25 protein-coding genes are annotated in these 24,762 nt (G+C 70.3%); 8 read left to right on the top strand and 17 right to left on the bottom strand.

The genetic code is table 11. The annotated features are described in order from the left end of the window. The first annotated feature begins 223 nt into the window (after positions 1–223). From ABD140_RS27440 to ABD140_RS27450, 3 genes are all read left to right on the top strand, one after another. The gene (locus tag ABD140_RS27440; RefSeq protein WP_344243888.1) at positions 224–505 is read left to right on the top strand and encodes a hypothetical protein; all 282 of its coding nucleotides are present in this window, start codon (positions 224–226) and stop codon (positions 503–505) included. A 275-nt stretch (positions 506–780) separates the two neighbouring features. After that, positions 781–1,095: a hypothetical protein gene (locus tag ABD140_RS27445; RefSeq protein WP_344243889.1), complete on the top strand. Its 315-nt coding sequence runs from the start codon at positions 781–783 to the stop codon at positions 1,093–1,095. Between the two features lie 277 nt (positions 1,096–1,372). Next, positions 1,373–1,666 carry a hypothetical protein gene (locus ABD140_RS27450; protein WP_344243890.1) on the top strand — a complete coding sequence of 98 codons (294 nt, stop codon included), beginning with the start codon at positions 1,373–1,375 and terminating at the stop codon, positions 1,664–1,666. Positions 1,667–1,721: 55 nt separating this feature from the next. Here the strand turns inward: ABD140_RS27450 and ABD140_RS27455 are convergent, their stop codons facing one another. After that, complete coding sequence (locus tag ABD140_RS27455) at positions 1,722–3,077, bottom strand: PH domain-containing protein (protein WP_344243891.1); 1,356 nt, start codon at positions 3,075–3,077, stop codon at positions 1,722–1,724. Beyond that, complete coding sequence (locus ABD140_RS27460; protein ID WP_344243892.1) at positions 3,074–3,613, bottom strand: PH domain-containing protein; 540 nt, start codon at positions 3,611–3,613, stop codon at positions 3,074–3,076. Before ABD140_RS27460 ends, ABD140_RS27455 begins: the two co-directional genes overlap by 4 nt. Before the next feature lie 104 nt (positions 3,614–3,717). Here ABD140_RS27460 and ABD140_RS27465 point away from each other — a divergent pair, with 104 nt between their 5' ends. Continuing rightward, entirely contained in the window at positions 3,718–4,872 is a 1,155-nt protein-coding gene (locus ABD140_RS27465) for an NADH-quinone oxidoreductase subunit D (RefSeq protein ID WP_344243893.1), read from the top strand. Positions 4,873–4,992: 120 nt separating this feature from the next. Here ABD140_RS27465 and ABD140_RS27470 read toward each other — a convergent pair whose 3' ends face one another. The 7 genes from ABD140_RS27470 to ABD140_RS27500 are packed head-to-tail and all read right to left on the bottom strand — an operon-like array spanning position 4,993 to position 9,967. Then, a complete protein-coding gene (locus tag ABD140_RS27470; protein ID WP_344243894.1) occupies positions 4,993–5,463 on the bottom strand; it encodes a DUF3180 domain-containing protein in 471 nt (156 codons plus the stop codon). Further along, entirely contained in the window at positions 5,460–6,002 is a 543-nt protein-coding gene (folK, locus tag ABD140_RS27475) for a 2-amino-4-hydroxy-6-hydroxymethyldihydropteridine diphosphokinase (protein WP_344243896.1), read from the bottom strand. Before folK ends, ABD140_RS27470 begins: the two co-directional genes overlap by 4 nt. Then, complete coding sequence (folB, locus tag ABD140_RS27480; RefSeq protein ID WP_344243898.1) at positions 5,999–6,361, bottom strand: dihydroneopterin aldolase; 363 nt, start codon at positions 6,359–6,361, stop codon at positions 5,999–6,001. Before folB ends, folK begins: the two co-directional genes overlap by 4 nt. Next, complete coding sequence (locus ABD140_RS27485; RefSeq protein WP_344243899.1) at positions 6,345–6,773, bottom strand: nuclear transport factor 2 family protein; 429 nt, start codon at positions 6,771–6,773, stop codon at positions 6,345–6,347. The genes folB and ABD140_RS27485 overlap by 17 nt, the downstream gene beginning before the upstream one ends. Continuing rightward, positions 6,766–7,605, bottom strand: coding sequence for a dihydropteroate synthase (folP, locus tag ABD140_RS27490; protein ID WP_486303350.1), 840 nt, complete (start codon positions 7,603–7,605; stop codon positions 6,766–6,768). The genes ABD140_RS27485 and folP overlap by 8 nt, the downstream gene beginning before the upstream one ends. Before the next feature lie 47 nt (positions 7,606–7,652). Next, positions 7,653–8,228 carry a hypothetical protein gene (locus ABD140_RS27495; protein ID WP_344243901.1) on the bottom strand — a complete coding sequence of 192 codons (576 nt, stop codon included), beginning with the start codon at positions 8,226–8,228 and terminating at the stop codon, positions 7,653–7,655. Beyond that, positions 8,216–9,967, bottom strand: coding sequence for an alpha/beta hydrolase (locus ABD140_RS27500; protein ID WP_344243902.1), 1,752 nt, complete (start codon positions 9,965–9,967; stop codon positions 8,216–8,218). Before ABD140_RS27500 ends, ABD140_RS27495 begins: the two co-directional genes overlap by 13 nt. Before the next feature lie 286 nt (positions 9,968–10,253). Here ABD140_RS27500 and ABD140_RS27505 point away from each other — a divergent pair, with 286 nt between their 5' ends. Continuing rightward, the gene (locus ABD140_RS27505) at positions 10,254–10,526 is read left to right on the top strand and encodes a WXG100 family type VII secretion target (protein ID WP_344243262.1); all 273 of its coding nucleotides are present in this window, start codon (positions 10,254–10,256) and stop codon (positions 10,524–10,526) included. A 371-nt stretch (positions 10,527–10,897) separates the two neighbouring features. Here ABD140_RS27505 and folE read toward each other — a convergent pair whose 3' ends face one another. The 6 genes from folE to dacB form a co-directional block, all read right to left on the bottom strand. Continuing rightward, positions 10,898–11,482: a GTP cyclohydrolase I FolE gene (folE, locus tag ABD140_RS27510; RefSeq protein ID WP_344243904.1), complete on the bottom strand. Its 585-nt coding sequence runs from the start codon at positions 11,480–11,482 to the stop codon at positions 10,898–10,900. A 23-nt stretch (positions 11,483–11,505) separates the two neighbouring features. Continuing rightward, positions 11,506–13,470, bottom strand: coding sequence for an ATP-dependent zinc metalloprotease FtsH (gene ftsH / locus ABD140_RS27515; protein ID WP_344243905.1), 1,965 nt, complete (start codon positions 13,468–13,470; stop codon positions 11,506–11,508). A 151-nt stretch (positions 13,471–13,621) separates the two neighbouring features. After that, complete coding sequence (gene hpt, locus ABD140_RS27520; protein ID WP_344243906.1) at positions 13,622–14,176, bottom strand: hypoxanthine phosphoribosyltransferase; 555 nt, start codon at positions 14,174–14,176, stop codon at positions 13,622–13,624. Positions 14,177–14,178: 2 nt separating this feature from the next. Next, a complete protein-coding gene (gene tilS / locus ABD140_RS27525; RefSeq protein ID WP_344243907.1) occupies positions 14,179–15,186 on the bottom strand; it encodes a tRNA lysidine(34) synthetase TilS in 1,008 nt (335 codons plus the stop codon). 133 nt (positions 15,187–15,319) lie between these two features. Then, positions 15,320–16,438, bottom strand: coding sequence for a zinc-dependent metalloprotease (locus ABD140_RS27530; protein WP_344243919.1), 1,119 nt, complete (start codon positions 16,436–16,438; stop codon positions 15,320–15,322). Between the two features lie 146 nt (positions 16,439–16,584). Beyond that, on the bottom strand, positions 16,585–17,940 hold the full coding sequence (gene dacB, locus ABD140_RS27535; RefSeq protein WP_344243908.1) for a D-alanyl-D-alanine carboxypeptidase/D-alanyl-D-alanine endopeptidase: 1,356 nt from the start codon (positions 17,938–17,940) through the stop codon (positions 16,585–16,587). A 119-nt stretch (positions 17,941–18,059) separates the two neighbouring features. On the opposite strand from dacB, the gene ABD140_RS27540 reads away from it, so the two are divergent. Further along, positions 18,060–18,551, top strand: a complete 492-nt coding sequence (locus tag ABD140_RS27540) for an inorganic diphosphatase (RefSeq protein ID WP_344243910.1) — start codon at positions 18,060–18,062, stop codon at positions 18,549–18,551. 4 nt (positions 18,552–18,555) lie between these two features. On the opposite strand, the gene ABD140_RS27545 is transcribed toward ABD140_RS27540, so the two are convergent. Then, positions 18,556–20,013, bottom strand: a complete 1,458-nt coding sequence (locus ABD140_RS27545; RefSeq protein ID WP_344243911.1) for an NlpC/P60 family protein — start codon at positions 20,011–20,013, stop codon at positions 18,556–18,558. Positions 20,014–20,589: 576 nt separating this feature from the next. Next, complete coding sequence (locus ABD140_RS27550; protein WP_344243912.1) at positions 20,590–21,318, bottom strand: nuclease-related domain-containing protein; 729 nt, start codon at positions 21,316–21,318, stop codon at positions 20,590–20,592. A gap of 310 nt (positions 21,319–21,628) precedes the next feature. Here ABD140_RS27550 and ABD140_RS27555 point away from each other — a divergent pair, with 310 nt between their 5' ends. Further along, positions 21,629–22,429 carry a MerR family transcriptional regulator gene (locus ABD140_RS27555; protein WP_344243913.1) on the top strand — a complete coding sequence of 267 codons (801 nt, stop codon included), beginning with the start codon at positions 21,629–21,631 and terminating at the stop codon, positions 22,427–22,429. 91 nt (positions 22,430–22,520) lie between these two features. Next, positions 22,521–24,762, top strand: a 2,242-nt coding sequence (locus ABD140_RS27560) for a VIT domain-containing protein (RefSeq protein ID WP_344243914.1), incomplete at its 3' end; no start/stop codon positions are given.

Here is a 24,762-nt window from a genome sequence, read left to right on the forward strand (position 1 = left end):
CATGCCCAGCAACCCGGCGGTGCCGACATTCAACTCAACCACCGGTACATACGGATGAAATAACTACTTAAAGTAATGCACCCGTCACACTTGAGCACAGGTAAAGCAACCCTCTGCCCACAGGGGTCGCACTACCCGTGAGTAGCTGAATAACTACTCTACGTATGGCCGGGGTCGCTGCGCAGGTGCTCCGGCATCGACCAGTACAGGGAGGATCCCCTTAATGACGCTCAAGAAGTTCGCCGCGGCCGGTGCGCTGGCCCTCGGCGTCATGGGTGTCGCGGGACCGGCGCTCGCCGCCCAGCACCCGCAGCCGCACCCGCACTTCGGCGGCCCGGACGTCATCAGCCCGACCAGCGTCGACGGCAACGGCATCGGCAACAACCTGATCTCGCTGAACATCTGCGGCAGCAACGTGATCCCGATCGAGGTCATCCCGGTGCTCAGCCCGACCACCGCGTTCTGCGAGGACAGCCAGAACGACGGCCACATCGAGGTCGACTGACCCGGTCCGCCGACCGCTCCGGTCGGGACCGCAGCAAGGCCCCGACCACCCGGAGACGACCGGTGGAGCCGCCTCAACGGCGCGAACCCCGGGTCTCCAGCACCACCCGGACGGGTTGATCACCCTCAGGTGACCAGCCCGTCCTCTTCGGGCGGCAGCGAACGGCTGCCGTCGCCCCATCTCGCATCATCGGCGGAAGGCCGGAAGACCACCCGGACGACCGGGAGCGCCGCACAGGCGCTACGGCCCCGCCAGAACACAGGGAGGATCCCCTAATGACGCTCAAGAAGCTCGCCGCAGCCGGTGCGCTCGCCCTCGCCACCGCCGGTGCCCTGGCCACCGCGGGTCCCGCCCTCGCCGGCGGCGGCCCGCAGCCGCACCCGCACTTCGGCGGCCCCGACGTCATCAGCCCCACCAGCGTCGACGGCAACGGCATCCTGAACAACCTGCTCTCGCTGAACATCTGCGGCAGCAACGTGATCCCGATCGAGGTCATCCCGGTCGTCAGCCCGACGATCGCGAGCTGCGAGGACAGCCAGAACGACGACAACATCGAGGTCGACCGCGGCTTCCGCGGCTTCCACCACTGATCCGCTTAGCGGTATCCGGCCGGGGCTCCCCAGGAGTCCCGGCCTTCTCCCACATCACGCAAAAAACCGGCTGACCTGGCATTCCCCCTGGTCTCCCACCACAAACAGACAAGTTGACTACTTAAAGTCATCGAATGGTCACGCCTTGATAGAGGTCGGGTAACTCTCTGCCACTAGGGGTCGCGCTACCCCGGAGTAGCTGAATAACTACTCTACGTATGGCCGGGGTCGCTGCGCAGGTGCTCCGGCATCAACCAGTACAGGGAGGATCCCCTACATGTCGTTCAAGAAGTTCGCCGCGGCCGGTGCGCTCGCTCTGTCCACGGCTGCCGTTCTCGGCTCCGTCAGCCCCGCCTACGCCAACCCGCACCCGCACTTCGGCGGGCCGGACGTCATCAGCCCCACCAGCGTCGACGGCAACGGGCTGCTGAACAACCTGCTCTCGATCAACATCTGCGGCACCAACGTGGTCCCGATCGAGCTGATCCCGGTCGTCAGCCCGACCACCGCGGGTTGCGAGGACAGCCAGAACGAGGACAGCATCGAGGTCGAGCGCGGCTTCCGCCACTGATCGCCTCGCGGCATCCGGCCGGGGTCCCCTCTGGGGGCCCCGGCCCTTTTCATCCCTATCCGGCCCAGTGCTCCAGCGAACCGGACCTGGCCCGCGCCGGCCTGGCCCGCGCCACCGTCTCGTCCGCCAGGCCCCTGGCCCGCGCCACCTCCCAGTCCACCGCCGCCACCTGCACCGGACCCGGCGGCACGTCCACCTGGACGGTGCCGAGCCCCAGCAGCCGCTGGAGCGGCGAGGAGGTCAGCCGCACGGACTGCGCGCGGGCGAAGTCGACCACGTCCCAGGTACGGCGGAACCTGCCCCGCCGGGACACGAAGACCTCGCGGGAGATGCCCGCGGCGTCGTTCTTCCGCCACCGCGACTGCGTCGGAGTCAGCGCGACGCCCTCGACCACGACTCCGGGGAAGACCTCCGAGACCATCGCGAAAGCCGCCTCCACCGGCCCCACCGGCAGCAGCGTGGACGACAGGGACTGGCGCTCTCCACCGTAACCGGCGACCGTCATCTCCACCCGGGCCCAGCCGAAGTACCGCCACATCCACGGCTCCACCACCCGCAGCGCCTGGATCCGGCCCGGCGGCACCGTCTGCAGCCGGCTCTCCAGCAGGCCGAACCGCAACCGGATGCCGTCCGGCGCGATCGAGGAGCGGAACCGGGTGTACATCACCAGCGGCGCGATCACCTCGCGGCACAGGCCCAGCAGGATCGGGACGGCCACCGCGAGCACCGCCAGCTCCCCGGTGGCGATGCCGAAGACGACCAGCGCGACGAACAGCGCGAAGGACAGCAGCACCGGGATCCGCAACGCGAGCGAGGCGAACAGCACGCCGAACCCCACCCGGCAGAACGGCCGCTCCGGCGCCTCCGGGGTGTGACCGGGCAGCCCGGCGGCCAGCGCCACCAGCTCGGCCCGCAGCTCGCGCGCCCGACGTTTGCCCAGATACCGCAACGTGATCTCGGCGGAGCTGCCCCCGGCCAGCTCCAGCCGCACCTCGGCCAGCCCGAGCAGCCTGCCCAGCAGCGGGCTGACCACGTCGACGCCCTGCATCCGCGACAACGGGATGCGGCGGATCCGGCTGCGCACCATCCCGGTGTCGACCACCAGGTCGTCGCCGTCGATCCAGAACCGCACCGCCCACCACGCCCACACCCCGATCACGCCCGCCACCACCGCCACCGGGAAGGTGACCAGCAGGAACACCAGGAACCGTGCCGGGTCCAGCCGGGACCAGTCCTCCGGGTCCAGCAGCAGCCACATCCCGATCAGCACGAAGTAGACGACCACGATGTTCAGCGAACGCAGCGGAGCGGTCGCCCAGTGCAGCCGGTGCACCTCCATCGCCGGGCGGGCGGGCGGCGCCCAGCCCGGCCGGTGGTGCGGGTGCCTCGGCGGGTACGGGTGGGGGTTCACAGGCCGGCCCCCTCGTCTCCTCTGGCCGCCAGCCTGTCCCGCAGCTGGTCGGCGACCGCGATCGGCAGCCCGGGGATCGCGGCGTCCGTCGTCGCCGCGGCGGTGTGCAGCCGCACCGTCGCCAGCCCGAAGAGCTGCTCCAGCGGGCCCGACGTCACGTCCACGAACTGCATCCGCGCGTAGGGGACGATGACGATCCGGCGCTGGAAGACGCCCGAGGTGATCACGAGATCGTCGCCGCGCTCCAGGAAGCCCCAGGCCTGGTACGCCTGCTCGGCCACCAGCCAGGCCAGGACGAAGGCCAGCACCGTCGCCGCGCTCCAGACGACCGCGCCGGGCGTCCCGCCCGTCCGCGCCACGACGAACGCGCCGAGCGGACCGGCGAGCAGCGCGACGACCAGCGCGACCACCCGCCGATACCACTTGTGGCGCGGGGAGATCCGCCACCAGCGGGCGCCTTCCGGCGGCGCGAACGCCTCTTCCCGGGTGCGCTGGCGGTAGGGCTGCGGAGGAAGAATCTGCGGCTGCTCGTTCATCGCGTCCCAGTCAACAGGAAACACCCTCTTTTTGGCATCAAAGCCACCCCCGTACCGGCCGAGCGGGTGAGGAGGCCGTGTGGCGGCCGGAGGAGTCTGCGACCATGGCCGTCATGGAGACACGCACTGTCGGGATCGGGGCGGGGGCACGGGAGCTCGCGACCGAGGACATGATCCTCAACATCGGGCCGCAGCACCCCTCCACCCACGGGGTCCTGCGGTTGCGCCTCACCCTCGACGGCGAGCTCATCGAGGGCGCCGAGCCGATCGTCGGGTACATGCACCGGGGCGCGGAGAAGCTCTTCGAGGTGCGCGACCTGCGGCAGATCGTGGTGCTGGCCAACCGGCACGACTGGCTGTCGGCGTTCTCCAACGAGCTCGGCGTGGTGCTGGCCGCCGAACGGGTGCTCGGCATGGAGGTCCCGGCACGCGCCGTCTGGGCGCGCACCCTGCTCGCCGAGCTCAACCGGGTGCTGAACCATCTCATGTTCCTCGGCTCCTACCCGCTGGAGGTGGGGGCGATCACCCCGATGTTCTACGCCTTCCGAGAACGCGAGGAGCTGCAGCGGGTGCTGGAGGAGGTCTCCGGCGGCCGGATGCACTACATGTTCAACCGGGTCGGCGGGCTCAAGGAGGACCTGCCGTTCGGCTGGCTGGAACGCACCCGCCAGGCCGTCGCACTCGTCCGCTCCCGGATGCCCGACATCACCGACATCATTCTGGGCAACGAGATCTTCCGCGCCCGCACCCGCGGCGTCGGCGTCCTCACCCGCGAGCAGATCCTGCAGTACGGGGTCAGCGGCCCCATCGCCCGCGCCTCCGGCGTCGACTTCGACCTGCGCCGCGACGAGCCCTACCTGGCGTACGGCGAGCTCGACGTCCCCGTCGTCACCCGCGCCGAAGGCGACTGCCTGGCCCGCTTCGAATGCCTCCACGACCAGACCCTGGGCTCCCTCGATCTCGCCGACGCCTGCCTGGACCGCCTCGCCGACCTCCCGCCCGGCCCGATCAACCAGCGCCTCCCCAAGATCCTCAAGATCCCCTTCGGCCATACCTACGCCTGGACCGAGAACCCCCTCGGCCTCAACGGCTACTACCTCGTCTCCCGCGGCGAGAAGACGCCCTGGCGGCTCAAGCTCCGCAGCGCCAGCTTCAACAACATCCAGGTGCTCCCCGAGATGCTGAAGGGGCAGCTCGTCGCCGACATGGTCGCCATCCTCGGCTCCATGTTCTTCGTGGTCGGCGATATCGACAAATAATTCAATACGTATGGAAAACGGCCCCACCGTTGCCGACGGTGAGGCCGTTCCTTCGTTCTTCTCGCCCGCCGACCGGGTGCACCTGCGCGGCGGGCGCCTTCGGAGACATCGGGGCCTCCGTCAGCGGCGCTCTTTCTTCTTCTCCTCGGGATCCTCGGGGATGCGGCAGCACCATTCGAGGAAGAGGGCGGCGCCGGTGAGGGCGAGGGCCGAGACGGTGGTGGCGGCGCTGACGACGAAGTCGTGGCGGGGGGTGGGAAGGTCGAGGTTCGGCAGGACGTGCAGGGCGAAGCCGAGGAAGACGCCGGTGAGGACGGCGGCGGCGTGCGCGCTGGCCTTGCCGAGCGCGGCCATCCTCGCCACGCCCAGCGGGTCGACCGGACGGGCGTTCTCCGCGGCGGCCTTGTGGTGGATCTTGTTGCGGAGGTTGACGCCGGTGACGATCTCGCCGAGCGCCAGCAGCAGCAGAGTGGGCACCGCCGTCCACGGCAGCGGCACCATCTGCGAGTACACGCCCTTGAGCAGCGCCCACACCGACAGCGCCGCCGCGAACACCAGCGCCAGCAGCAGGGACGGACGCGTCGCCCTCACGCCGGCGGCTGGAGGTTCAGGTCGTCGCGGCGGGTGACCCCCTGCTCCCCCGCCGCGGCCGCCAGGTCGGCGACCCGCCCGTGCCCCGTCAGCACCGCGTCCGGCTCCAGCAGCGCCCACGGCACCAGCACGAACGCCCGCTCGTGCGCCCGGGGATGCGGCAGCGTCAGCTCGGGGGCGTCGGAGACGAGCTCGCCGAACTGCACGATGTCGATGTCGAGGGTGCGCGGGCCCCAGCGGACGACCCGCTCCCGGCGCAGCGACTCCTCGATCGACTGGCTGCGCTCCAGCAGCGTCTCGGGTGTCAGCAGCGTCTCGGCGATGACGACCACGTTGAGGAAGTCGTCCTGCTCGACCCCGCCCCACGGCGCGGTCTCGTACACCGGCGAGAGCGCCAGGAACGTCAGGCCGGGCGCGTCGAACAGCGCGTCGACCGCGTCCTGCAGGTTCTCCAGCCGGTCACCGAGGTTGCTGCCCAGCGACAGCACCACCCGGTGTTTGATCAGCATGTGCCCGCCGGTCAAGGTCCGGTCTGTCATACGCGGCTCCTGAAGATCGTGACGGCGACGTCGGTGAACGGATGCGCGATGGGGGCGGCCGGCTTGTGCACGGTCACCTCGGCTGTCTCCACCCGCGGGTCGGCCAGGCACACCTCGGCCAGCCGCTCGGCGAGCGTCTCGATCAGGTCGACCGGCTCACCGGTCACCACCTCGACCAGGCGGTCGGCCAGCTCCCCGTAGTGCACGGTCAGCGCGACGTCGTCCTTCGCCGCGGCCGGCCGCAGGTCCAGGCCCAGGACGGCGTCGACCACGAACTCTTGGCCGAGCTCCCGCTCGGCCGGCAGCACACCGTGGAAACCGCGGGCCCGCAGCCCGCGCAGCTCAATCCGATCCGTCATCCTGCGTCCCGTTCAGCACCGGGGAACCGTGGTGGACCCACAGCTTCCACTGACCTTCATCACGTACGAACACCTTCGTCGTCACGACGCTTCCCCCGGCGAGGAAACCCTCCTCGTCCTTGTCGGCCGTGAGGATGTTCTCCTCGCAGGTGAGGACCGCGTAGTCGCCCCTGACCTCGGTGTGCACCTCGGTGAGCACGAACTGGATGTAGGCGGTGTTGGCCATGATCAGCGCCCAGGAGCGCAGCACCTCGCCGCGGCCGCGCAGCATCATCCAGCCCGGATGGACGCAGGTCACGCCCTCGGCGTAGTCGCCGTCGGCCCAGACCTCGTGCATGAGGTCCAGGTCGCCCGTCTCGAAGGCGGTGTAGAACTTGGCATTCGCGGCCTCTACCGCTGCGGCGTCATCCACGCGCTGAGCCTATGGCCGCGGCCACCCGCACCGCGTCGGCGTTCGGGCGGACGTTGTGGACGCGCACGCACCAGGCGCCCGCCGCGGCGGCCAGCGTGCTGACCGCGAGCGTGGCGTCGTCGCACTCGGCGAACGGGCGGGGCGTGCCGTCCGGCTCGGCCAGCAGCCTGCCGAGGAAGCGTTTGCGCGAGGCGCCCACCAGGATCGGGAAGCGCGTGCCGAGCTCGTCGAGCCGGGCGAGCAGCGCCCAGTTGTGCTCCTGCTGCTTGGCGAACCCCAGCCCCGGGTCCAGCACGATCATCGACGGGTCGACGCCCTGGTCGACCACCGCGTCGACACGGCGCAGCAGCTCGTCCCGCACCTCGGCGACGACGTCGTCGTACACCGCGCGGCTCTGCATGTCGTGGCTGTGCCCGCGCCAGTGCATCACCACGTACGGCACCCGCGCGCGCGCCACGACCTGCGCCATGTCCGGATCGGCCAGTCCGCCGCTGACGTCGTTCACCAGCCGCGCGCCCGCCCGCACCGCCGCCTCGGCCACCTCGGCCCGCATCGTGTCGACGCTGACCGGCACCCCCTCGCGGGCCAGCGCCTCGATCACCGGCACGACCCGCCGCAGCTCCTCGGCCAGCGACACCCGCTGCGCCCCCGGCCGCGTCGACTCGCCCCCCACGTCGATCAGGTCGGCCCCGTCCCGCACCAGCTCCAGCCCGTGCTTGACGGCCCGCTCCTGGTCGAACCAGTCCCCTCCGTCGCTGAAGGAGTCCGGCGTGATGTTCACCACGCCCATGACCAGGCACCGCTCGTGATCAGGCAGCCCGGAAACGCTCATGCCCCCAGCCTAAGGCCTCCCCCCGACAACCCCGCGCCCCGCCGAACTCACCCCGCCCCCGGATGCCGCAGACACGGCGAAGACACATTCACCCCGATCCGCGGACTCCGCTCGCTCGTGGGAGCGAGGCCCTCGAAGGTGGCCCCGTAACCGGCTTCGGGCGCGGCCGCCTTCAGGACACCGCCGTCCTCGGCGTACTCGACGATCTGCCATCCCGCTTCCCGCAGGCCATCACGAAGACGCGCCAGCATGGGCCGGATGGCATCAGCGGAATCAAGTTCTACAAACGTGTCGATGCTCTCCGCGTAGGGGCTGTAGCTCACCCACCACGAGTCCAGTTCGGTGTTCCTTCCCGGAACACTTCGCCGCGAGCCTTCGCCCCCGCATGGAACGGGCAGGACGACCGTTCGGTCAAGCCTTCCTCTAGGGCCTATGACCTTGCCGATCTCCTTGGCGTACCGCGCTACTTTCTCAGCCGTTTCCCCAGGGTGGGCAACCGGCATGTCCGCACCATCAGGCAAAGCGGTGAATTCCTTATCCCGAGAACAGCCGGCGAGCATAGCGAAAACAAGAACCGGCAAGACACCGAACCGCACACTCCGCATCAAGGTCAGCGCACCCATAGATTCTCGTTCCTGAGTGTCGGGTCATCCAGCGGATCAGAATTCCCGTAGGTTCCGGTCACCACTTTCACCTGGTTGTCGAGGCTTTGGCTCCCGGCATTCCAGTAATCGCTGTGTCCGTTCGTGTCCGTGGCGAGGACGCGGCCGCCGAACCCTCCGTCGGAAGGCACCAAAGGGAGCGTGGGGACCGGGTATTCGCGGGCGGACCGCCCGTGCCCGAGGCGGCCCATGGCGGGAACGGGATCCCCTTCCGCCGCCTGCGCCCAGACATGCTCTTTTCCGATACCGAGCTCCTCCGCCTGGCCGACATGCATACCGGGGCTTCCCGCCACGACTATGTCGTCCACCGGAAGTCCTCCTCCTCTCGCCGCCTCTCCCACGACCACCGAACCATAACTGTGGCCGATCACTGTGAGGTGTGCGACCTTTCCTTCCCGAGCGGCACGAAGACCTTCGGCAAAACCCCTCAGCTTGGGTGCACCACTTTCTGCATAGATGTTCCTGGGAGCATCAGCGATGATTCCGTCTGGCGCGTCGTAACCCAACCACATGACGGTCGAGACCGAATCTGGTGCGTATTTCTGGCCTCTCGTCCAGAGATTGACGGCCCTGTCCAGGTCGCCGTCGATGTTGTCGAGTTGGGCCGTGGTGCCGGGGACGTAGATTCCGGTGTGGCGGGTCTTGTCGGGGTCGCCGATGGCGATGATGACGCGGCCGTCGGGGCCGGGGGTGGGGTCGGTGACGAGGCGGGGTGTTCCGTCGGGGAGGAAGGACTTTTCGCCGTGTCCGTCCCAGGGGCCGGCGAGGGTGGAGGAGAGGCCGAGGAGGTAGGCCTTCTGGCCGGTGTCCCGTTCCACCGAGGCGAGTTTGTCGGTCAGGCGCTCAAGCCGTCCCAGGTCGCGGGTCTCGAAGGCCGTCAGCGTTCCGGGAGGCCGCTCCCGGAGCCGTTGGAGACGGAGGTCGAGGACTGCCCGGTTCGCCCTGTCCCGGGCGGCGGCGGGCACTCCGTCCGCCCAGCCGATCAGCGACGGGAACGCCCGCACGTACAGGCGCCGCTGCTCCCGGGTGAGGTGGTCCCACCACCGCCGCACCTCGTCCGCCCCGCACCGCGGCAGGTCCGCCGGGTCCACGCCCGCCCGGACGAGCCGCCCGTACAGCGCCCGGTCGGCGGCCTTCACCTCCCGCATCATCGCGAGCGCCACCGGGAGCCAGGCGATCCGCGTTATCCCGCCCCCTTCCCTGGCGAGGAGGTCACGCCGGCGCCGGAGGTCCGGGATCTCCCCCAGCAGGTCCGCGCCGAGCCGCTCGACCCGGGTGCCAGGCCCGCCCCCCGCCCCGATCCCGTCCAGGACCAGCCGCAGCCCCCGTCCGGCGTCCTGCCAGAGCCGCGCCGTCCGCCCCAGCTCGATCATCAGGTCGTTCAGCCCCTCGGGACTGCCCGCCCCGATCCCCGGCTCCCCCTTCGGCGCCCTCCCCGCCCCGGGAAACGTCACGGACACCCCCGCCACCGGCGGCACCGCCTCCCGACCCGCCGCCTCGACCCGTCCCGCCGCCGCGCGGAACGCCCGCCCCACCTCCCCGTGCCGCTCGGCGACCCGCCCGAACAGGGCCACCGCCGCCGGCCCCGTCAGCACCCCGCCCTCCAGCAACCGCCAGATCCGCGTTCCCGCGCCCCCTGCGGCCCCCGCGAGTTCCTCGACCCGCCGTCCCGCCCACCGCACCCGCTCGGAAACCACCACGCCGCGCCCCCGAAGCCCGTCAACGCCCTTCCGCCCCGGCCGATGCAAGCGGCCGGCCACCCAGGCGAAGAGTCACCGGCCGAACAGCGCTCTTTCCGCGCTCCGACCCACTCCTTCACCCAGAGTGACCACATCATTGTGCGACGTGACCACCGCTTCCGCCATCACTTCCGCCCGAGTCACACCCTCCTCGCCTCCCATCCCCGACAACTCGGGAACCCGCTGCGCGCGGCCCTTCGGCCGCCTACCGTGGCAGGTGACCGGTTCCCCAGCGAGAGGACGACCCATGGGTGCGGACCGCAGAGGCGGCAACATCGGCCAGATGGAAGAACTCGCCCGCCTGTTCTCCCGGCACTCCAAGAACCTCGACGCCCTCATCAAGGACCTCAACGGCCGCACCGTCGGCTCCACCGAGATCTGGTGGGGCCCCGGCGCCGACCGCTTCCGCACCGCCTGGGCCGAGGCCAAGAGCGCCTTCGACAAGATGGCCCTCGCCCTCGAAGAAGGCGCCACCGACGTCCGCCGCTCCCAGCAGAACATCGAAGCCGCCACCCGCTGACGCCTCCCGTCGGGCCGGGCCCCGGCTCCCCTCCCGGCCCGACCGAGCCCTCCCGCTCCACCACGGACGGGCGATCTCACGAAACCGGGCTCCTCGATGAGAGCCTCCGCGCCTTGGTAAGGACCTCCGCCTCGGTAAGAGCCTCCGCCTCGGTAAGAGCCTCCGCCCCTAGTGGGGGCGTCGGCTCCTCGATGAGGGCTTCGGCTTCTTGGTGAAGGCTTCGGCTTCTTGGCAAGGACTCGGCGACGGCAGCGGCTGATGGGTGCGTGCTCGTACGGGGCCGGTGGTTCCGTGGCTCGGGGTGGAAAGCGAAAACCGCCTCGGGGGAGCCGAAGCGGTTTCGGGGGTGGGGGTGGGAGGGGCCGTCGGGGTCAGTGGCGGCCGAGGATGAGGCTCATGGCCTCGTTGCGGGTCTCGGCGTGGCTGCGGAAGTCGCCGCGGACGGCGGAGGTGACGGTCTTGGCGCCGGGCTTGCGGACACCGCGCATGGTCATGCAGAGGTGTTCGGCCTCGATGACGACGATGACGCCGCGGGGCTTGAGGTGGTCCATCAGTGCGTCGGCGACCTGGCTGGTGAGGCGCTCCTGGACCTGGGGGCGGCGGGCGTAGACGTCGACGAGGCGGGCCAGCTTGGACAGGCCGGTGATGCGGCCGTTGTCGCCGGGCGTGTAGCCGACGTGCGCGACGCCGTGGAAGGGCACCAGGTGGTGCTCGCAGGTCGAGTACAGCTCGATGTCCCGCACCAGGACCATCTCGTCGTGGTCGGCCTCGAAGACCGTGGTCAGGACGTCTTCCGGGCCCATCGCCAGGCCGGCGAACTGCTCGGCGTAGGCGCGGGCGACCCGGGCCGGGGTGTCCCGGAGTCCGTCACGGTCGGGGTCCTCACCGATGGCGTACAGAATCTCCCGTACGGCTTTCTCAAGCCGCGCGTGATCGAACTCCGGGGCAGCGCTCATAACGGACACTCTACGCGGAGCCGTTAGTTGTCCGTTTCACCGGACGGCATTTCCACTGCCTTGGTGTCCGCGGGGCCGGTCAGCGACAGTTCCTTGGGCGTCATGACCGGCGGGCGGTCGGACGGAAGGCGCTTGCCGTAGCCGACGTAGGACTTCTGGTGCGGGCGCTTGCGGATCGGCGCGAAGATCTCCAGGACCTGGTCCTTGCTGAGGGTCTCCTTCTCCATCAGCTCCAGCACCAGGTGGTCGAGCACGTCGCGGTACTCGGTGAGGATCTCCCAGGCGACGTCGTGGGCGCCCTCGATCATGCGGCGCACCTCGTCGTCGATCGCCGAGGCGATGTTCTCGGAGTAGTCGCGCTCGTGGCCCATGTCGCGGCCGAGGAAGACCTCGCCGCCGCCGCTGCCGAACTTGCGGGCGCCGAGCCGCTCGCTCATGCCGAACTCGGTGACCATGTTGCGGGCGATCGAGGTGGCCTTCTCGATGTCGTTGGACGCGCCGGTGGTGGGCTCGTGGAAGACGAGCTCCTCGGCCGTGCGGCCGCCGAGCAGCATGGCGAGCTGGTCGTTCATCTCCGAGCGGGTGGTGAGGAACTTGTCCTCCATCGGCAGGGTCATCGTGTAGCCCAGGGCCCGGCCGCGCGGCAGGATCGTCACCTTGTGCACCGGGTCGGCGTTGGGCAGCGCGTGCGCGACCAGGGCGTGGCCGCCCTCGTGGTAGGCGATGATCTTCTTCTCGGCGTCCGACATCACCCGGGTCTTGCGCTCCGGGCCGGCCATGACGCGGTCGATCGCCTCTTCGAGGGTGTCCATGTCGATGAGCTTGCGGTCGAAGCGCGCGGTGAGCAGCGCCGCCTCGTTGATGACGTTCGCCAGGTCGGCGCCGGTGAAGCCGGGGGTCCGCCGGGCGATGATGTCGAGGTCGACGTCGGGCGCGAACGGCTTGCCGCGGCCGTGGACGCGCAGGATGCCCTTGCGGCCCTCCAGGTCGGGGCGGTCCACCGTCACCTGGCGGTCGAACCGGCCGGGACGCAGCAGCGCCGGGTCCAGGATGTCGGGGCGGTTGGTGGCGGCGATCAGGATGACGCCGGCCTTGGCGTCGAAGCCGTCCATCTCCACCAGCAGCTGGTTGAGGGTCTGCTCGCGCTCGTCGTGCCCGCCGCCCAGGCCGGCGCCGCGGTGGCGGCCGACCGCGTCGATCTCGTCGATGAAGATGATCGACGGGGCGTTCGCCTTGGCCTGCTCGAACAGGTCGCGCACGCGGGAGGCGCCGACGCCGACGAACATCTCGACGAAGTCGGAACCGGAGATCGAGTAGAACGGCACCCCGGCCTCGCCGGCGACGGCGCGCGCCAGCAGCGTCTTACCGGTGCCGGGAGGGCCGAAGAGCAGCACGCCCTTGGGGATCTTGGCGCCGATCGCCTGGAACTTCGCGGGGTTCTGCAGGAAGTCGCGGACCTCCTTGAGCTCCTCGATCGCCTCGTCGGCGCCCGCGACGTCGGAGAAGGTGGTCTTCGGGGTGTCCTTGGTGATGAGCTTGGCCTTGGACTTGCCGAAGTTCATCACCCGCGAGCCGCCGCCCTGCATCTGGTTCATGATGAACAGGAAGATGAGGATGATGATGATCATCGGCAGCAGGCTGAACATCAGGCTCAGGAAGACGCTCTGCTTGGGAACGTCGACCAGGTAGGACTGGGTCTTGCCGGCCTGGATCTGCTGCTGCAGCTGCTCCTGCAGCTTGATGCCCTGGCCGCCGACCCAGCTGGCCTGCTGGTGCTTGCCGTCGGTGGTGGTGATCTGGACGACCTGGTCCTTGTCGACGATCTTCGCCGACTTGACCTGGCCGTTCTGGATGGCGGAGACCACCGTGGAGGTGTCGACCTTCTGGTACGTCTGGCCCGGATTGACGCCCCACATGACGAGGGCGACCAGCACACCGAAGAGAAGGACCCACAGCAGTGGTCCGCGGAAGTAGCGCTTCACGTCCATATGTGCGGCAACCCCGGACGGGGCCCGTCCCTCCTGACCAACGTCTGCGGAAAGCTAACTACTGAAGGTACACCGGACGAAGCGAAGCATGCAGCCAGCGATCTCCCCAGCGTCATCCCAACGAACGGCTGGCCCGGGTTGTTCCCCGCGATCAGTTGCTGTACACGTGCGGGGCAAGTGTCCCAACAAAGGGAAGGTTGCGGTACTTCTCCGAATAGTCCAGACCGTAGCCCACGACGAACTCGTTCGGAATATCGAAACCGATGTACCTCACATCGATCTCGGTCTTGACCGCCTCCGGCTTACGCATGATCGCACACACTTCGAGGCTGGCCGGCTGCCGGGTCCGGAGGTTGTCGATCAGCCACGAGAGCGTGAGGCCCGAGTCGACGATGTCCTCGACGATGAGCACGTGCTTGCCCGAGATGTCGGTGTCCAGGTCCTTGAGGATCCGCACGACGCCCGACGACTTGGTGCCCGAGCCGTACGACGAGACCGCCATGAAGTCGAGCGAGACGTGGCTGCGCAGGGCGCGCGACAGGTCGGCCATCACCATCACCGCGCCCTTGAGCACGGCGACCAGCAGCAGGTCCTTGCCGGCGTAGTCGGCGTCGATCTGCTCCGCCAGCTCCCGGATCTTCGCCTGGATCTGCTCCTCCGTGATCAGTACCTTGGCCAGGTCGTTGCCCAGGTCCTTCTCTTCCACCCCTACGCCTTCCGTCGCGTCTCCCCCGACCCGGCCACCTCGGCCGTGCCGAAATGCAGCTTGCCATACCGCCGGATCACCCTGATCCCGCCGGGCAGGTCCACGCCGCGCTGCCCGTGCCAGGCCGTGACCAGCCGGTCCACGGCCGCCACATGCACCGAGGCGAGCGTCCCGGCGGGGCTTCCGGCCGCCACGGCGACCCGCCGCAGCACCCGGGAGCGCACCGCCCGGGGCAGCCCCTCCAGCGTCCGGACGTCCAGCGCGTGGTCGAAATCACGTGCCTCTTCCAGTGCCCGTGCCGCCCATGCGTCGAGCGCGTCGGCGTCCTCCCTCAGCTGCGCGGCGGTCCGTGCGAGGGCCTCGGAGACCCCGGGGCCGAGCTCCTCCTCCAGCAGTGGCAGCACCTTCTTGCGCACCCGTACCCGCGTGTACGCCGTGTCCTCGTTGTGCGGGTCGTCCCAGGGCGCCAGCCCCATCGCCAGGCACGCCCGCCTCACCTCGGCGCGGGTGAGCCCCAGGAACGGCCTGAGATACCGTCCGGCGCACGGAGCCATTCCCGCCAGCGACCGCGCTCCCGAACCGCGTGCCAGCCCCAGGAGGACCGTCTCGGCCTGGTCGTCGAGGGTGTGCCCCAGCAGAACGGCTCCCGCCCCGAGCCGTTCCGCCGCCTCGTTCAGCGCCGTGTAGCGGGCTTCACGCGCGGCGGCTTCCGGACCTCCCGCACGACCCACCGAGACCGCGACGGATTCCACGGGATCGAGACCGAGTGACCGCAGCACCTTCACGACTTCATCGGCCCGCGCCGCGGACCCTTCCTGCAGCCCGTGATCGACCGTCACGCCCCCCGCGCGCAGCCCCGCCCGTACCGCCGTGAAAGCCAACGCCCCCGCCAGAGCGAGCGAATCGGCACCACCACTGCACGCCACCAGCACCAGACCGCCCGACGGCCGTCCGCCGAGCGACTCCCGTACCGCCGAACGCACCGCGGCGACAGCCGGATCCGGCCCCACTCCCGCCCCCCGTCCTCGCGGCGGGCCACCCCGCCGAACCGGTCAGGTCTTCAGAGTGTCACGCCCGGAGACCGTCCCCCCGGTTATCCACAGGGGGACATGGACCCGGCGGCCCGCAGGCGACGGGCCCGGGTCAGGACTCCGTTCCGTTGGGCTTCTCCAGGGAGAGGATCTCTCCGCCGACCGGGGGAAGGCCCACCCGGCGGATCCACAGGGAGGGGTCGCCGATCTCGGCCATCGTGGGCAGCGTCTCGGGCGACGTCCACACCCTGTTGAAGCCGGTCATGCCGATCTCGGCGTGCACCCGGCGGACGAAGCGCGAGCCCTCGGCGTACTGCTTCATCTTCAGGTCGATGCCGAGCAGCCGCCTGATCGTCTTGTCGAGCTTGGAACCGCCGCCGCGCCGCGAGCCGAACTTGGCGCGGATCTGCGCGACGGACGGCACGACCTCCGGGCCCACCGCGTCCATGACGAAGTCGCCGTGGCCCTCCACCAGCGTCATCACCGCGGTGAGGCGCTCCAGGATCTCGCGCTGCGCCGGTGTCTGGATCGCGTCGATCAGGGTCGACTCGCCGCCGCGCACCGCGTCCGCGACGGCTTCGGCGGCGTCCTTGATCCGGTCGAACAGCTCGGTCGGGCTGAGGTCCGAGGCGAGCAGGAACTGCGTCATCTGCTCCTGCACGTAGGCGCGCAGCCAGGGCACGGCGGTGAACTGGGCGCGGTGCGTCTCCTCGTGCAGGCACACCCACAGCCGGAAGTCCCGCTGGTCGACGGAGAGCTCCTGCTCCACGTGGACGATGTTGGGGGCCACCAGCGTCAGCCGGCCGGTGGGCGCCTTCCCGGACGGGTCCGGCGGCAGGAACAGCTCGTACTGGCCCAGCACGCGGCTGGCCATGTAGGCGAGGATCGCACCCATCTGCATGCCCGTGACGCGCGGCCCGACGATGTCGGCCGCGATCCCCATCGGCCCCGACGGCGCGGAGCGGCGCTGCGAGAGCTGCTCGACGAGCGGCTCCAGCACCACCCGGAAGCCCTCGACGTTCGCCTTGATCCATCCCGGGCGGTCCACCACGGTCGCCGGGTGCGTGGACGGCGGCACGTCCATGCGGGTGAACTCCCGCACATGGCCCTCCGCGACGCCCGACAGCTCCCGCAGCTCCGCCACGACGGCCCTCGCCTCGGTCGCGGAGACCTGCGGGCCGGGCCGTACGAGGCGGGCGCCCGTCTGGACGGCCGTACCCCAGTCGATCATGCCGCTCACGCCTGCTCCCTCCACCGCGACCCGCCCGGACGGACCTGCCGCTGTACGGACTAACGAGCCGTTCCTTTGAGGCGTTCCCCGAAACCCCACGGCCAACCTGGACACCCCTACCAAAACGCACATATCCCTCGACGGGATCAGCAGTCGCAGGTGGCGGCGGCGGTGGCGAGCGCGTCGAGGGTCGAGCGGGCCTCCGCCAGGTCCTCCACCCCGTTGGCCATGAAGGCGAAGGTGAGGAGGCGCCCGTTCTTGTGCTGGATGATGCCCGCGAGGGTCGCGACGTGGTTGAGGGTGCCCGTCTTCGCCCGGACGACGCCCGCACCCGGCGTCCCGAGGAACCGCGCGGCCAGGGTGCCGCTGAAACCGGCGACCGGCATGCCGGTGATGACCGTCCGCAGCGCCTTCCGGTCGCCCGCGGCGTTCATCGAGATCATCTTGGCGAGCCCGAGCGGGGTGATGCGGTTGAGCGGCGACAGACCGCTGCCGTCCAGCGTCTCCACGCCCTGGGCGGCTCCCAGCGACTGCAGGACGTTGCGTACGGCCCGCGCGGCGCCGTCGAAGCTGGCGGGCTGCCCCTTCTTCAACGCGACCTGCCGGGCCAGCGCCTCGGTGACGTCGTTGTCACTGCAGTCCATGAGGTGCTCGACCAGTGCCGAGACGGTCGGAGACTGCACGTCCGCGACCTGCTGGCCGCCTTCTCCCGAGCCCGGACGGCCCACCGAGGCGCTCACTCCGTAGCGCTTCAGCCAGTCGACGAACACCTGTACGGCGTGCTTCGGGCCGTCCTTGACGGGCGCCACCGTCCCTTCGCACGGGTTGGGAGCGACCCTCCCGTTGTCCACCATCAGCGCCGAGACGGGCGCGACGCTTCCCTCCGTGACATAGGTGGGCTTCCAGCCGGGTCCCAGCACGGAGCCTGAGTACAGGGAGGCGTCGTAGTCGACGGCGATGCCGGTCGTCCCGTCGGCCTTGAGGGCGTCGGCCGTCTCCTTGGCCAGCTCGGCGATGGAGGCCGGCCGGGGCTGGCCTTCGGGCCGCTCCCGGGACGAGAGGGTGGGGTCGCCGCCGCCGACCAGCACCAGCCTGCCGCCCTTGCGCACCACCTTCGTGGTGATCCGCGCCGCCGGGTCGAGCGCGGTGAGCGCCGCCGTCGACGTCACGATCTTGGTGGTCGAGGCGGGCACCGCGGCCTGGCCGGAACGGGCGTCGAACAGGTTCTCGCGGGTCTCCCCGTCCAGCACCACGCCGATGATCCGGCCCTTGGGATCGAGTTTCCCGAGCCTCTCGGCCAGCTGAGCACCCGAGATCCGCGTATCGCGGGTACCCTGCGTGGTCTTGCCGGGAACTACGATCTCCCGGTGGGCCACGGTGGCCGGCCGTGGCGACAGATCACGCTCCGGTGTGACTTTCACCACACCGGCGCTCGCACCCACGGCGAAGACTTGGAGCAGGAAGAGAGTGACCACGGCCACGGGCCGGTCGATGGCCGCCATGACTTACCTCTTCCCCGTCCAGAACTATCACCGGAGTGCGACATCCTTGTATACACACAACACCCCATGAGCCACGCATCACACGCGGCAGCTTCAGAAACTGGCAAGCGGAGGAAACAGTGGAATTCGACGTGACTATCGAGATCCCCAAGGGCTCTCGTAACAAGTACGAAGTGGACCACGAGACGGGGCGCATCCGTCTCGACCGCCTGCTGTTCACCTCCACCCAGTACCCCACCGACTACGGCTTCGTGGAGAACACCCTCGGCGAGGACGGCGACCCGCTGGACGCCCTGGTCCTGCTGCAGGAGCCCACGTTCCCCGGCTGCCTCATCCTGTGCCGCGCCGTCGGCATGTTCCGGATGACCGACGAGGCGGGCGGTGACGACAAGCTGCTGTGCGTGCCGGCCACCGACCCGCGCTTCGAGCACGTGCGCGACATCCACAACGTCGCCGAGTTCGACCGGCTGGAGATCCAGCACTTCTTCGAGGTCTACAAGGACCTCGAGCCCGGCAAGTCCGTCGAGGGCGCCAACTGGGTCGGCCGGGTCGAGGCCGAGGAGGAGATCCTCCGCTCCCGCAAGCGTTTCCAGGACCAGGGCGGCCACTGAGCCGTCAGGCGGGCCGGACCGCTCCGATGAGGCTCTTGCGCCACATGGAGGTCACCCGGACCCGCGCCCCCGTGTAGGGCGCCTCCACCATCTGGCCGCGGCCGACGAAGATCCCGACATGATGAATCGTGTCGGGATTTTTGGTGTTCCCGGCAAAGAAGAGCAGGTCGCCAGGGTTGACCATGCTGAGCGGGATGCGCGGGCCGGAGTTCCACTGCGAGCCCGTGTAGTGGTCGAGCTTCACCCCCGCCTGCGCCCAGGCGTAGAGGGCGAGCCCGGAGCAGTCGAACCCGCGCGTCCTCGCGCCGCGTCCGATGCCGAAACTGGGACCGGAGGAGTTGCCGCCGCCCCAGGAGTAGGGCGTGCCGATCCACTTGAGGGCGGACTGGACGACCAGCCTTCCGCGGGCCGCACCGCGCGCGAAGTGGCGCTTCTTGCCCTTCTTCAGCTTCGCGACGGCCGTCTGGGTGTTCTCCGCTCGCCGGTCCGCGAGGAAGACGACGCCGTTCTGGGTCCTCGCGAGCGCGGAGAAGAGCCGCTTCTTACGCGCACGTAGCTGGGCGACCTCCTCCTTCTGCTCCTCGTACGCCTTGTCGGCCGCCTTCTTGGCCTGCTCGGCCTCGGCGAACTCCGTCTTCTGGTCCACGTACGCGCGGCGTGCCTCGGTCCGGCGTGAAAGGGCCTGCGCGTAAACCGTCTCCAGCTTCTCCAGAGCGGTGTCCTGCCGGACGTCCGTCGCCGTGGACTCGGTGCGGCCCTGCTGGTCGTCCTCCGTCTTCTCGGAGTCCCGTACGCCCTCGGCTTCCACCGCCTCCTGGACGTTCTCCGGCTTCGCCGGGGCTTCGGCCGCTTCTCCGCCCTCGGCCTTCTCGGCGCTCTCGGCGGTCATGCTGCGTGCGAGGTAGCGGGCATACTTCGCGTAGGGGGAGTGCGTCAGGTAGCGGGAGGCGTCTCCTTCCCCAGAGGCCTCCCGACCGTCGCGCTCGTCTCCCTCGGTTTCTGCCGCTTCTACCTGCGGTTTCTCGGCGTGTGCATCCTCCGGTCCCGCCTCTTCGGGCTGTACGCTCTGTGCCGTTGAGGTTTCCAGCGGAGCGGACTCGGGACGGACGGATTCGGCTGGTGCGGCTTCGGCCTGCGCCGCCTCATGCTTCGTCTTGGCCGTCCGCACCTGTTGTCGGGCCTCCGTGAAGGCGTTGCGCGTCCGCTTCAGCGCCGTGGCGGCCTCGTCGTACTGCTTCTGGGCTTTTTCGGCGCGTTCGCCGAGCTTCACCAGCTCGGCCTTCGCCTGTCTGAGCCGGGACGCCACCCTTTCCGCCTGCTGTTCCTTGTCACGGACGGTCTGTCTGCTCTCGGCCAGATCCTGGGTACTGGAAGGCTCCGGTGGAACGGCCAGTACAGGCGTCCCCACCGCGACGAGAGCGCCGGTCACGAGCACTGCCAGGCTGCGGGATGGCTGCGTCACGCTTTCCTCCTGTCCGATATGCCGAACATTCCAGAGCAATCACTGTGCGTAGTCGATTGCTCACCGGAGAGGTGCCTACCCGGACTCGGGCCTCGCTCACACCATTCAGGCGATCATGTTTCTGCTGGAGAGAATGTTTCTCCCACCATTCCGGAGAACCCGGCCGAGCCGGACATACCACGGGACTATCCCGGAAAACCGGCGGCGGTGAACCCGGTGATACGCGTCGCGACGAAAAGCCGACAGGCCCGGAGTTCCGGATCGGTGGGACAGGTCATCATTCGTGCTCTCAACGAGGCGGACGGAGATGCGCAGGGTGACAATTCCAGCACCTTCGCGAAAGAGAAGACCTTCGATGGCGCGTGGTTCCCGCAGAGCTCACAGCCACTCGCACGGACCAGGATCCCGGCTCTGACTTCAGAGCCGAGCCTCCGGCGGCATAAGCGTCATAAACGGCAGCAAGGGCATCGGCGTCGCGGGAACACAGCGCCTCGACGAGCGATATCTCCTCTGCGGAAGGGGAGCCCATGGCCTTTCGCCGACCGCTCTCCAGCGCCTGTTCCGATCGGCCTTTTCTTAGAATTCCCACCGCATCGGAGGAAAGAGACGTTCCGCCGCCGCGGAGATCGCCGCCACCTGTGCCGTGGTGTAGATGACCGGATGTGACTTGATGAATCCCGGAATCGTCCGCCCCCGGAGGAGGGTGACGTCGTCGTATTCGCAGCCCTCCGGCGCCGGCCGCCCCGCCTGGACGGCGATGAGGGGGACGACGTCCATGTCGCTGTCGAGCTCGTCGGAGAGGAGTTCCGCGACCAGTTCCGCGGCCAGCGTCACCGTCGCCATCTCCAGCCCTTTCGCGGGCTGCTCCCCCACCCACAGCCGCTCCTCGTCCGTCCAGACGCGGGCCCCGCGGCGCACCCTGCGGGTGACGACGGCGTAGACGCCGGTCAGGCCGATGACCAGGTGGTCGAGATTGGTGGCCGGCAACCGCGGGATCTCGCGGTCGTGCAGCACGTTGTAGCCGCGGCCCAGCCGTGCCAGGTCGCGCCCCGTGCGCCGCTCGGCGCGGGCTCCGCGCCGCCAGTTGGTCTCCACGCCCGGCGCGAAGTAGCCGGACAGGCAGTGCGCGGCCGTCAGCGCGGCGCCCACCGCCAGCGCGGGACGCCAGTCGAGCAGCCCCGCAACCACCACTCCCCCGGCCATGCCGAGCACCACCGAGACCACGAATCTCTCGGTCCGCGACGAGAGCCGCCGGTACCGGGCCCACGCCGAGGCGCCCGCCGTCCCCGCCTCACTCCGCCGCACCGGCCTCACCCCCGCGCCCAGCGTGCTGCCCCTGACGGCCGCATTCAAGGACTTCCGCCCGCCCCGCCGGTGTCGCCATCCCCAAACCCCGACACTCCTGGCATCCCCCGCCCACCAGCGCTTCTGCGGCCGCACCGGCGGCGTCCGGGGCGGCGTTCCGGCTGCGGACGGCATCGCCCTCCGCGCACCTTCGGCTCCGCGCGCCGCACACACCCGGCGCACAGAGCCGGTGAGTCGCCCGGCACCGAAGGACGCGGCGCGGGTCGCATCCCGATTGACACTGTCATCATGACAGTGTCATCATTGCAGCATGGATACGTGGACGATCTCCGAACTGGCCGAGCGCGCAGCCGCCGCGCTGGCCGATCTCGCGGTGAGCGGCCGTGTCCAGGACGTCCCCAACGAGCGCCTCATCCGCTGGTACGCCACGCTCGGCCTGCTCGATCCTCCGATCCGGCAGGGCCGTACCGCCCGCTACACCGACCGGCACCTGCTCCAGCTGGTCGCGGTCAAGCGCCGCCAGGCCGCGGGCCGCACCCTCGCCGAGATCCAGGCCGAACTCACCGGAGCCCCTTCCGAAGCGCTCCTCGCCATCACCGGCCCCCTGCCGGGCCTCCGCGCCCCCTCCGCTCCGGCGGCGGCCGCCCGCCGCCGCTTCTGGGCCGCCGCGCCCGGCGACGCCTCTGCTGCCTCCGTCCCACCGGAGACCTCCACGTCCGGAGGCCGTCCCGAGGGGCCCGCCGCGGTCCGTGCGGGCACATCTCCCGGCGCCGCCCGCACGGACGACACCACCGACGCCGGTGAGGCGGAGGGCACCGTCCATGCGGGCGGGGCCGCGGCCGAGACCACCGGAACGGGCGTACCAGACGTCCAGTGGGCGACGGAGGTGAAGGTCTCCGGAAGGGCCGAGGCGAGCCGTGTCCGAAGTGTGGCGATGCAGGGGATCCGGCTCGCGCCGGGCGTGACGCTGCTGCTGGAGACCGCGACGCTGGACGAGGAGGATCTCGCGGCGCTGCGGGCGGCGGCGGAGCCGCTGCTGGAGGCGCTCGCCGAACGACGGCTGCCAGCGGGGGCGGCGGCCGTCGGAAGGGAGGACGAACACCACCTGTAGCCCCGGCTCCGGCGGTGGCGTGTCCCCACCGGAGCACCGGTCGCCGGCATCCGCGTCCGGCCACCGCAACAACGCCGCCAGGGAGGCCAATGTGAACGTGCAGATCATGCCGATGGAACCGTCCCCGGTTCCCGAGACCGGATTCGGCGCCCTCACCACCGCCGAGGGGAACCTTCCGCTCGACACCGTCGACGTCCACGCCGCCATCACCGGCCTGGCCGCCCGCGTCGAGGTGACCCAGGGTTTCCGCAACCCGTTCGAGAAGCCGCTGGAGGCGACCTATGTGTTCCCGCTGCCCGACCGCGCCGCCGTCACCGCGCTGCGCATGGAGGCCGACGGCCGGGTCATCACCGCGGAGTTGAAGGAACGGGCGGCCGCCCGCGAGGAGTACGACCAGGCCATCGCCTCCGGCCGGCGGGCCGCGATCGCCGAAGAGGACCGCCCCGACGTCTTCACCATGCGGGTCGGCAACATCCTCCCCGGGGAACGCGTGACCGTGCGGCTCACCCTGGACCAGCCCCTCCCCTACGAGGACGGCGCCGCCACCTTCCGCTTTCCCCTCGTGGTCGCCCCCCGCTACATCCCCGGCACCCCGCTGGGCGGCCCCTCCGCGGGAAGCGGCGTCCTCCCCGACACCACCGCCGTCCCCGACGCCTCCCGCATCACCCCGCCCGTCCTGCTCCCCGGCTTCCCCAACCCGGTCGCCCTGAGCATCACCGCCGCCATCGACCCCGCGGGCCTCCCCCTCGGCTCCGTCGCCTCCAGCCTCCACACCCTCACCACCGAAGACGGCGCCCTCCGCCTGACCCCCGGCGAACGCCTGGACCGCGACTTCATCCTCCGCCTCCCCTACTCCCCTCCCTCCACGACTCCCCCGCACCCCGCCGCCACCGAAGGCACCGGCCCCGGGGACGGGGAGCGTGCGGGCTCCGTCGAGGGCGCGGGGGTGGGGCTGGTGGAGTCGCTGATCTTCGTTCCGGACTCCGCCGAGGAGGAAGGCGGCGAGGGAACGTTCGCGCTGACGCTGGTGCCGGAGCAGACCGGTCCCGCCCGCCCCAAGGACGTCGTGCTGGCGATCGACAGGTCTGGCAGCATGGAGGGCTGGAAGATGGTCGCCGCCCGGCGGGCCGCGGCCCGGATCGTCGACAGCCTCCAGGCTCACGACAGGTTCGCCGTGCTCTCCTTCGACCACATCGTCGAATCCCCCGAAGGACTCGCCCAGGGCCTGGTGGAGGCGAGCGACCGGCACCGCTTCCGCGCCGTCGAGCACCTCGCGGGCCTGAGCGCCAGGGGCGGCACCGAGATCCTGGCCCCCCTCACCCGCGCCGTCGAACTCCTCACCGACCCCGTCCGCGACAGGGTCGTCGTCCTCGTCACCGACGGCCAGGTCGGCAACGAGGACCAGATCCTCGCCGCCCTGTCCCCCACGGCCCTGCACGGCATCCGCGTCCACACCGTCGGCATCGACCAGGCGGTGAACGCCGGCTTCCTGGGCAGGCTGGCCGCCCACGGACAGGGACGCTGCGAACTCGTCGAGTCCGAGGACCGCCTCGACACCGCGATGGAGCACATCCACCACCGCATCGCCGCCCCCGTCCTCACCCGCCTCGCCCTCCGCCCCTCCCCCGGCCTGGAGCTCCTCCCCGACACCCTCACCCCCTCCCGCCCGCCCTCCCTCTTCCCCGGCGTCCCCGTCGTCCTCTCCGGCCGCTACCGCGGCGTCCCGGCCCCCCTCACCCTCACCGCCACGCGAACCGACGCGCCCAGAACGTCCGGCCCCTCGCCGTCCGCCGAGACCGGTGAGTGGCGCCGGACCCTGAGCGGACAGGCCGTCGCCCACCCCGCCGCCACCACCATCTGGGCGAGGGCGCATCTCCGCGACCTGGAGGACTCCTACGCCGTTCACCCGTCGGACGAACTCGAACAGCGCCTGGTCGCCGCCTCGCTGAAGCACGGCGTCCTCTGCCGCTTCACGGCCTTCGTCGCCATCGACTCAAGGGTCGTCACTTCCGGTGACACCCCCCACCAGGTGACCCAGCCCGTGGAGATCCCCCGCGGCTGGCAACGGGAAAGCGCCGTCCTGTCCGTTCCGCCCGCCGCCCCGATGATGGCCGCGGCGCCCCTCCCCTCCGCCCCGGGCGGAGCCCCGCCGACCGTCTCCCGCTCCGCCATGCCGCGTCGCGCCATGCCCCGCCCCGCCGGCAGCCCCGGAGCCCCGCCCCCCGGCGGCGCCCCCCGCACGTCCGGCGGCCCCTCCATGCCCCCCACCTTCTACGCCCCCACCACCGGCGGCCTCACCCAACTGCGCCCCGATCAACTGACCGAGATCCTGG

The organism is Actinocorallia libanotica (assembly GCF_039525175.1).
GTDB lineage: Bacteria > Actinomycetota > Actinomycetes > Streptosporangiales > Streptosporangiaceae > Actinocorallia > Actinocorallia libanotica.

What these genes read in the sequence shown, in the direction of transcription:
- ABD140_RS27440 (WP_344243888.1), top strand. Translation starts at nt 224, where the DNA reads ATGACGCTCAAGAAGTTCGCCGCGGCCGGTGCGCTGGCCCTCGGCGTC.
- ABD140_RS27445 (WP_344243889.1), top strand. Translation starts at nt 781, where the DNA reads ATGACGCTCAAGAAGCTCGCCGCAGCCGGTGCGCTCGCCCTCGCCACC.
- ABD140_RS27450 (WP_344243890.1), top strand. Translation starts at nt 1,373, where the DNA reads ATGTCGTTCAAGAAGTTCGCCGCGGCCGGTGCGCTCGCTCTGTCCACG.
- ABD140_RS27460 (WP_344243892.1), bottom strand. Translation starts at nt 3,613, where the DNA reads ATGAACGAGCAGCCGCAGATTCTTCCTCCGCAGCCCTACCGCCAGCGC.
- ABD140_RS27465 (WP_344243893.1), top strand. Translation starts at nt 3,718, where the DNA reads ATGGCCGTCATGGAGACACGCACTGTCGGGATCGGGGCGGGGGCACGG.
- folK (WP_344243896.1), bottom strand. Translation starts at nt 6,002, where the DNA reads ATGACAGACCGGACCTTGACCGGCGGGCACATGCTGATCAAACACCGG.
- folB (WP_344243898.1), bottom strand. Translation starts at nt 6,361, where the DNA reads ATGACGGATCGGATTGAGCTGCGCGGGCTGCGGGCCCGCGGTTTCCAC.
- folP (WP_486303350.1), bottom strand. Translation starts at nt 7,605, where the DNA reads ATGAGCGTTTCCGGGCTGCCTGATCACGAGCGGTGCCTGGTCATGGGC.
- ABD140_RS27495 (WP_344243901.1), bottom strand. Translation starts at nt 8,228, where the DNA reads ATGGGTGCGCTGACCTTGATGCGGAGTGTGCGGTTCGGTGTCTTGCCG.
- ABD140_RS27505 (WP_344243262.1), top strand. Translation starts at nt 10,254, where the DNA reads ATGGGTGCGGACCGCAGAGGCGGCAACATCGGCCAGATGGAAGAACTC.
- folE (WP_344243904.1), bottom strand. Translation starts at nt 11,482, where the DNA reads ATGAGCGCTGCCCCGGAGTTCGATCACGCGCGGCTTGAGAAAGCCGTA.
- ftsH (WP_344243905.1), bottom strand. Translation starts at nt 13,470, where the DNA reads ATGGACGTGAAGCGCTACTTCCGCGGACCACTGCTGTGGGTCCTTCTC.
- ABD140_RS27530 (WP_344243919.1), bottom strand. Translation starts at nt 16,438, where the DNA reads ATGATCGACTGGGGTACGGCCGTCCAGACGGGCGCCCGCCTCGTACGG.
- dacB (WP_344243908.1), bottom strand. Translation starts at nt 17,940, where the DNA reads ATGGCGGCCATCGACCGGCCCGTGGCCGTGGTCACTCTCTTCCTGCTC.
- ABD140_RS27555 (WP_344243913.1), top strand. Translation starts at nt 21,629, where the DNA reads ATGGATACGTGGACGATCTCCGAACTGGCCGAGCGCGCAGCCGCCGCG.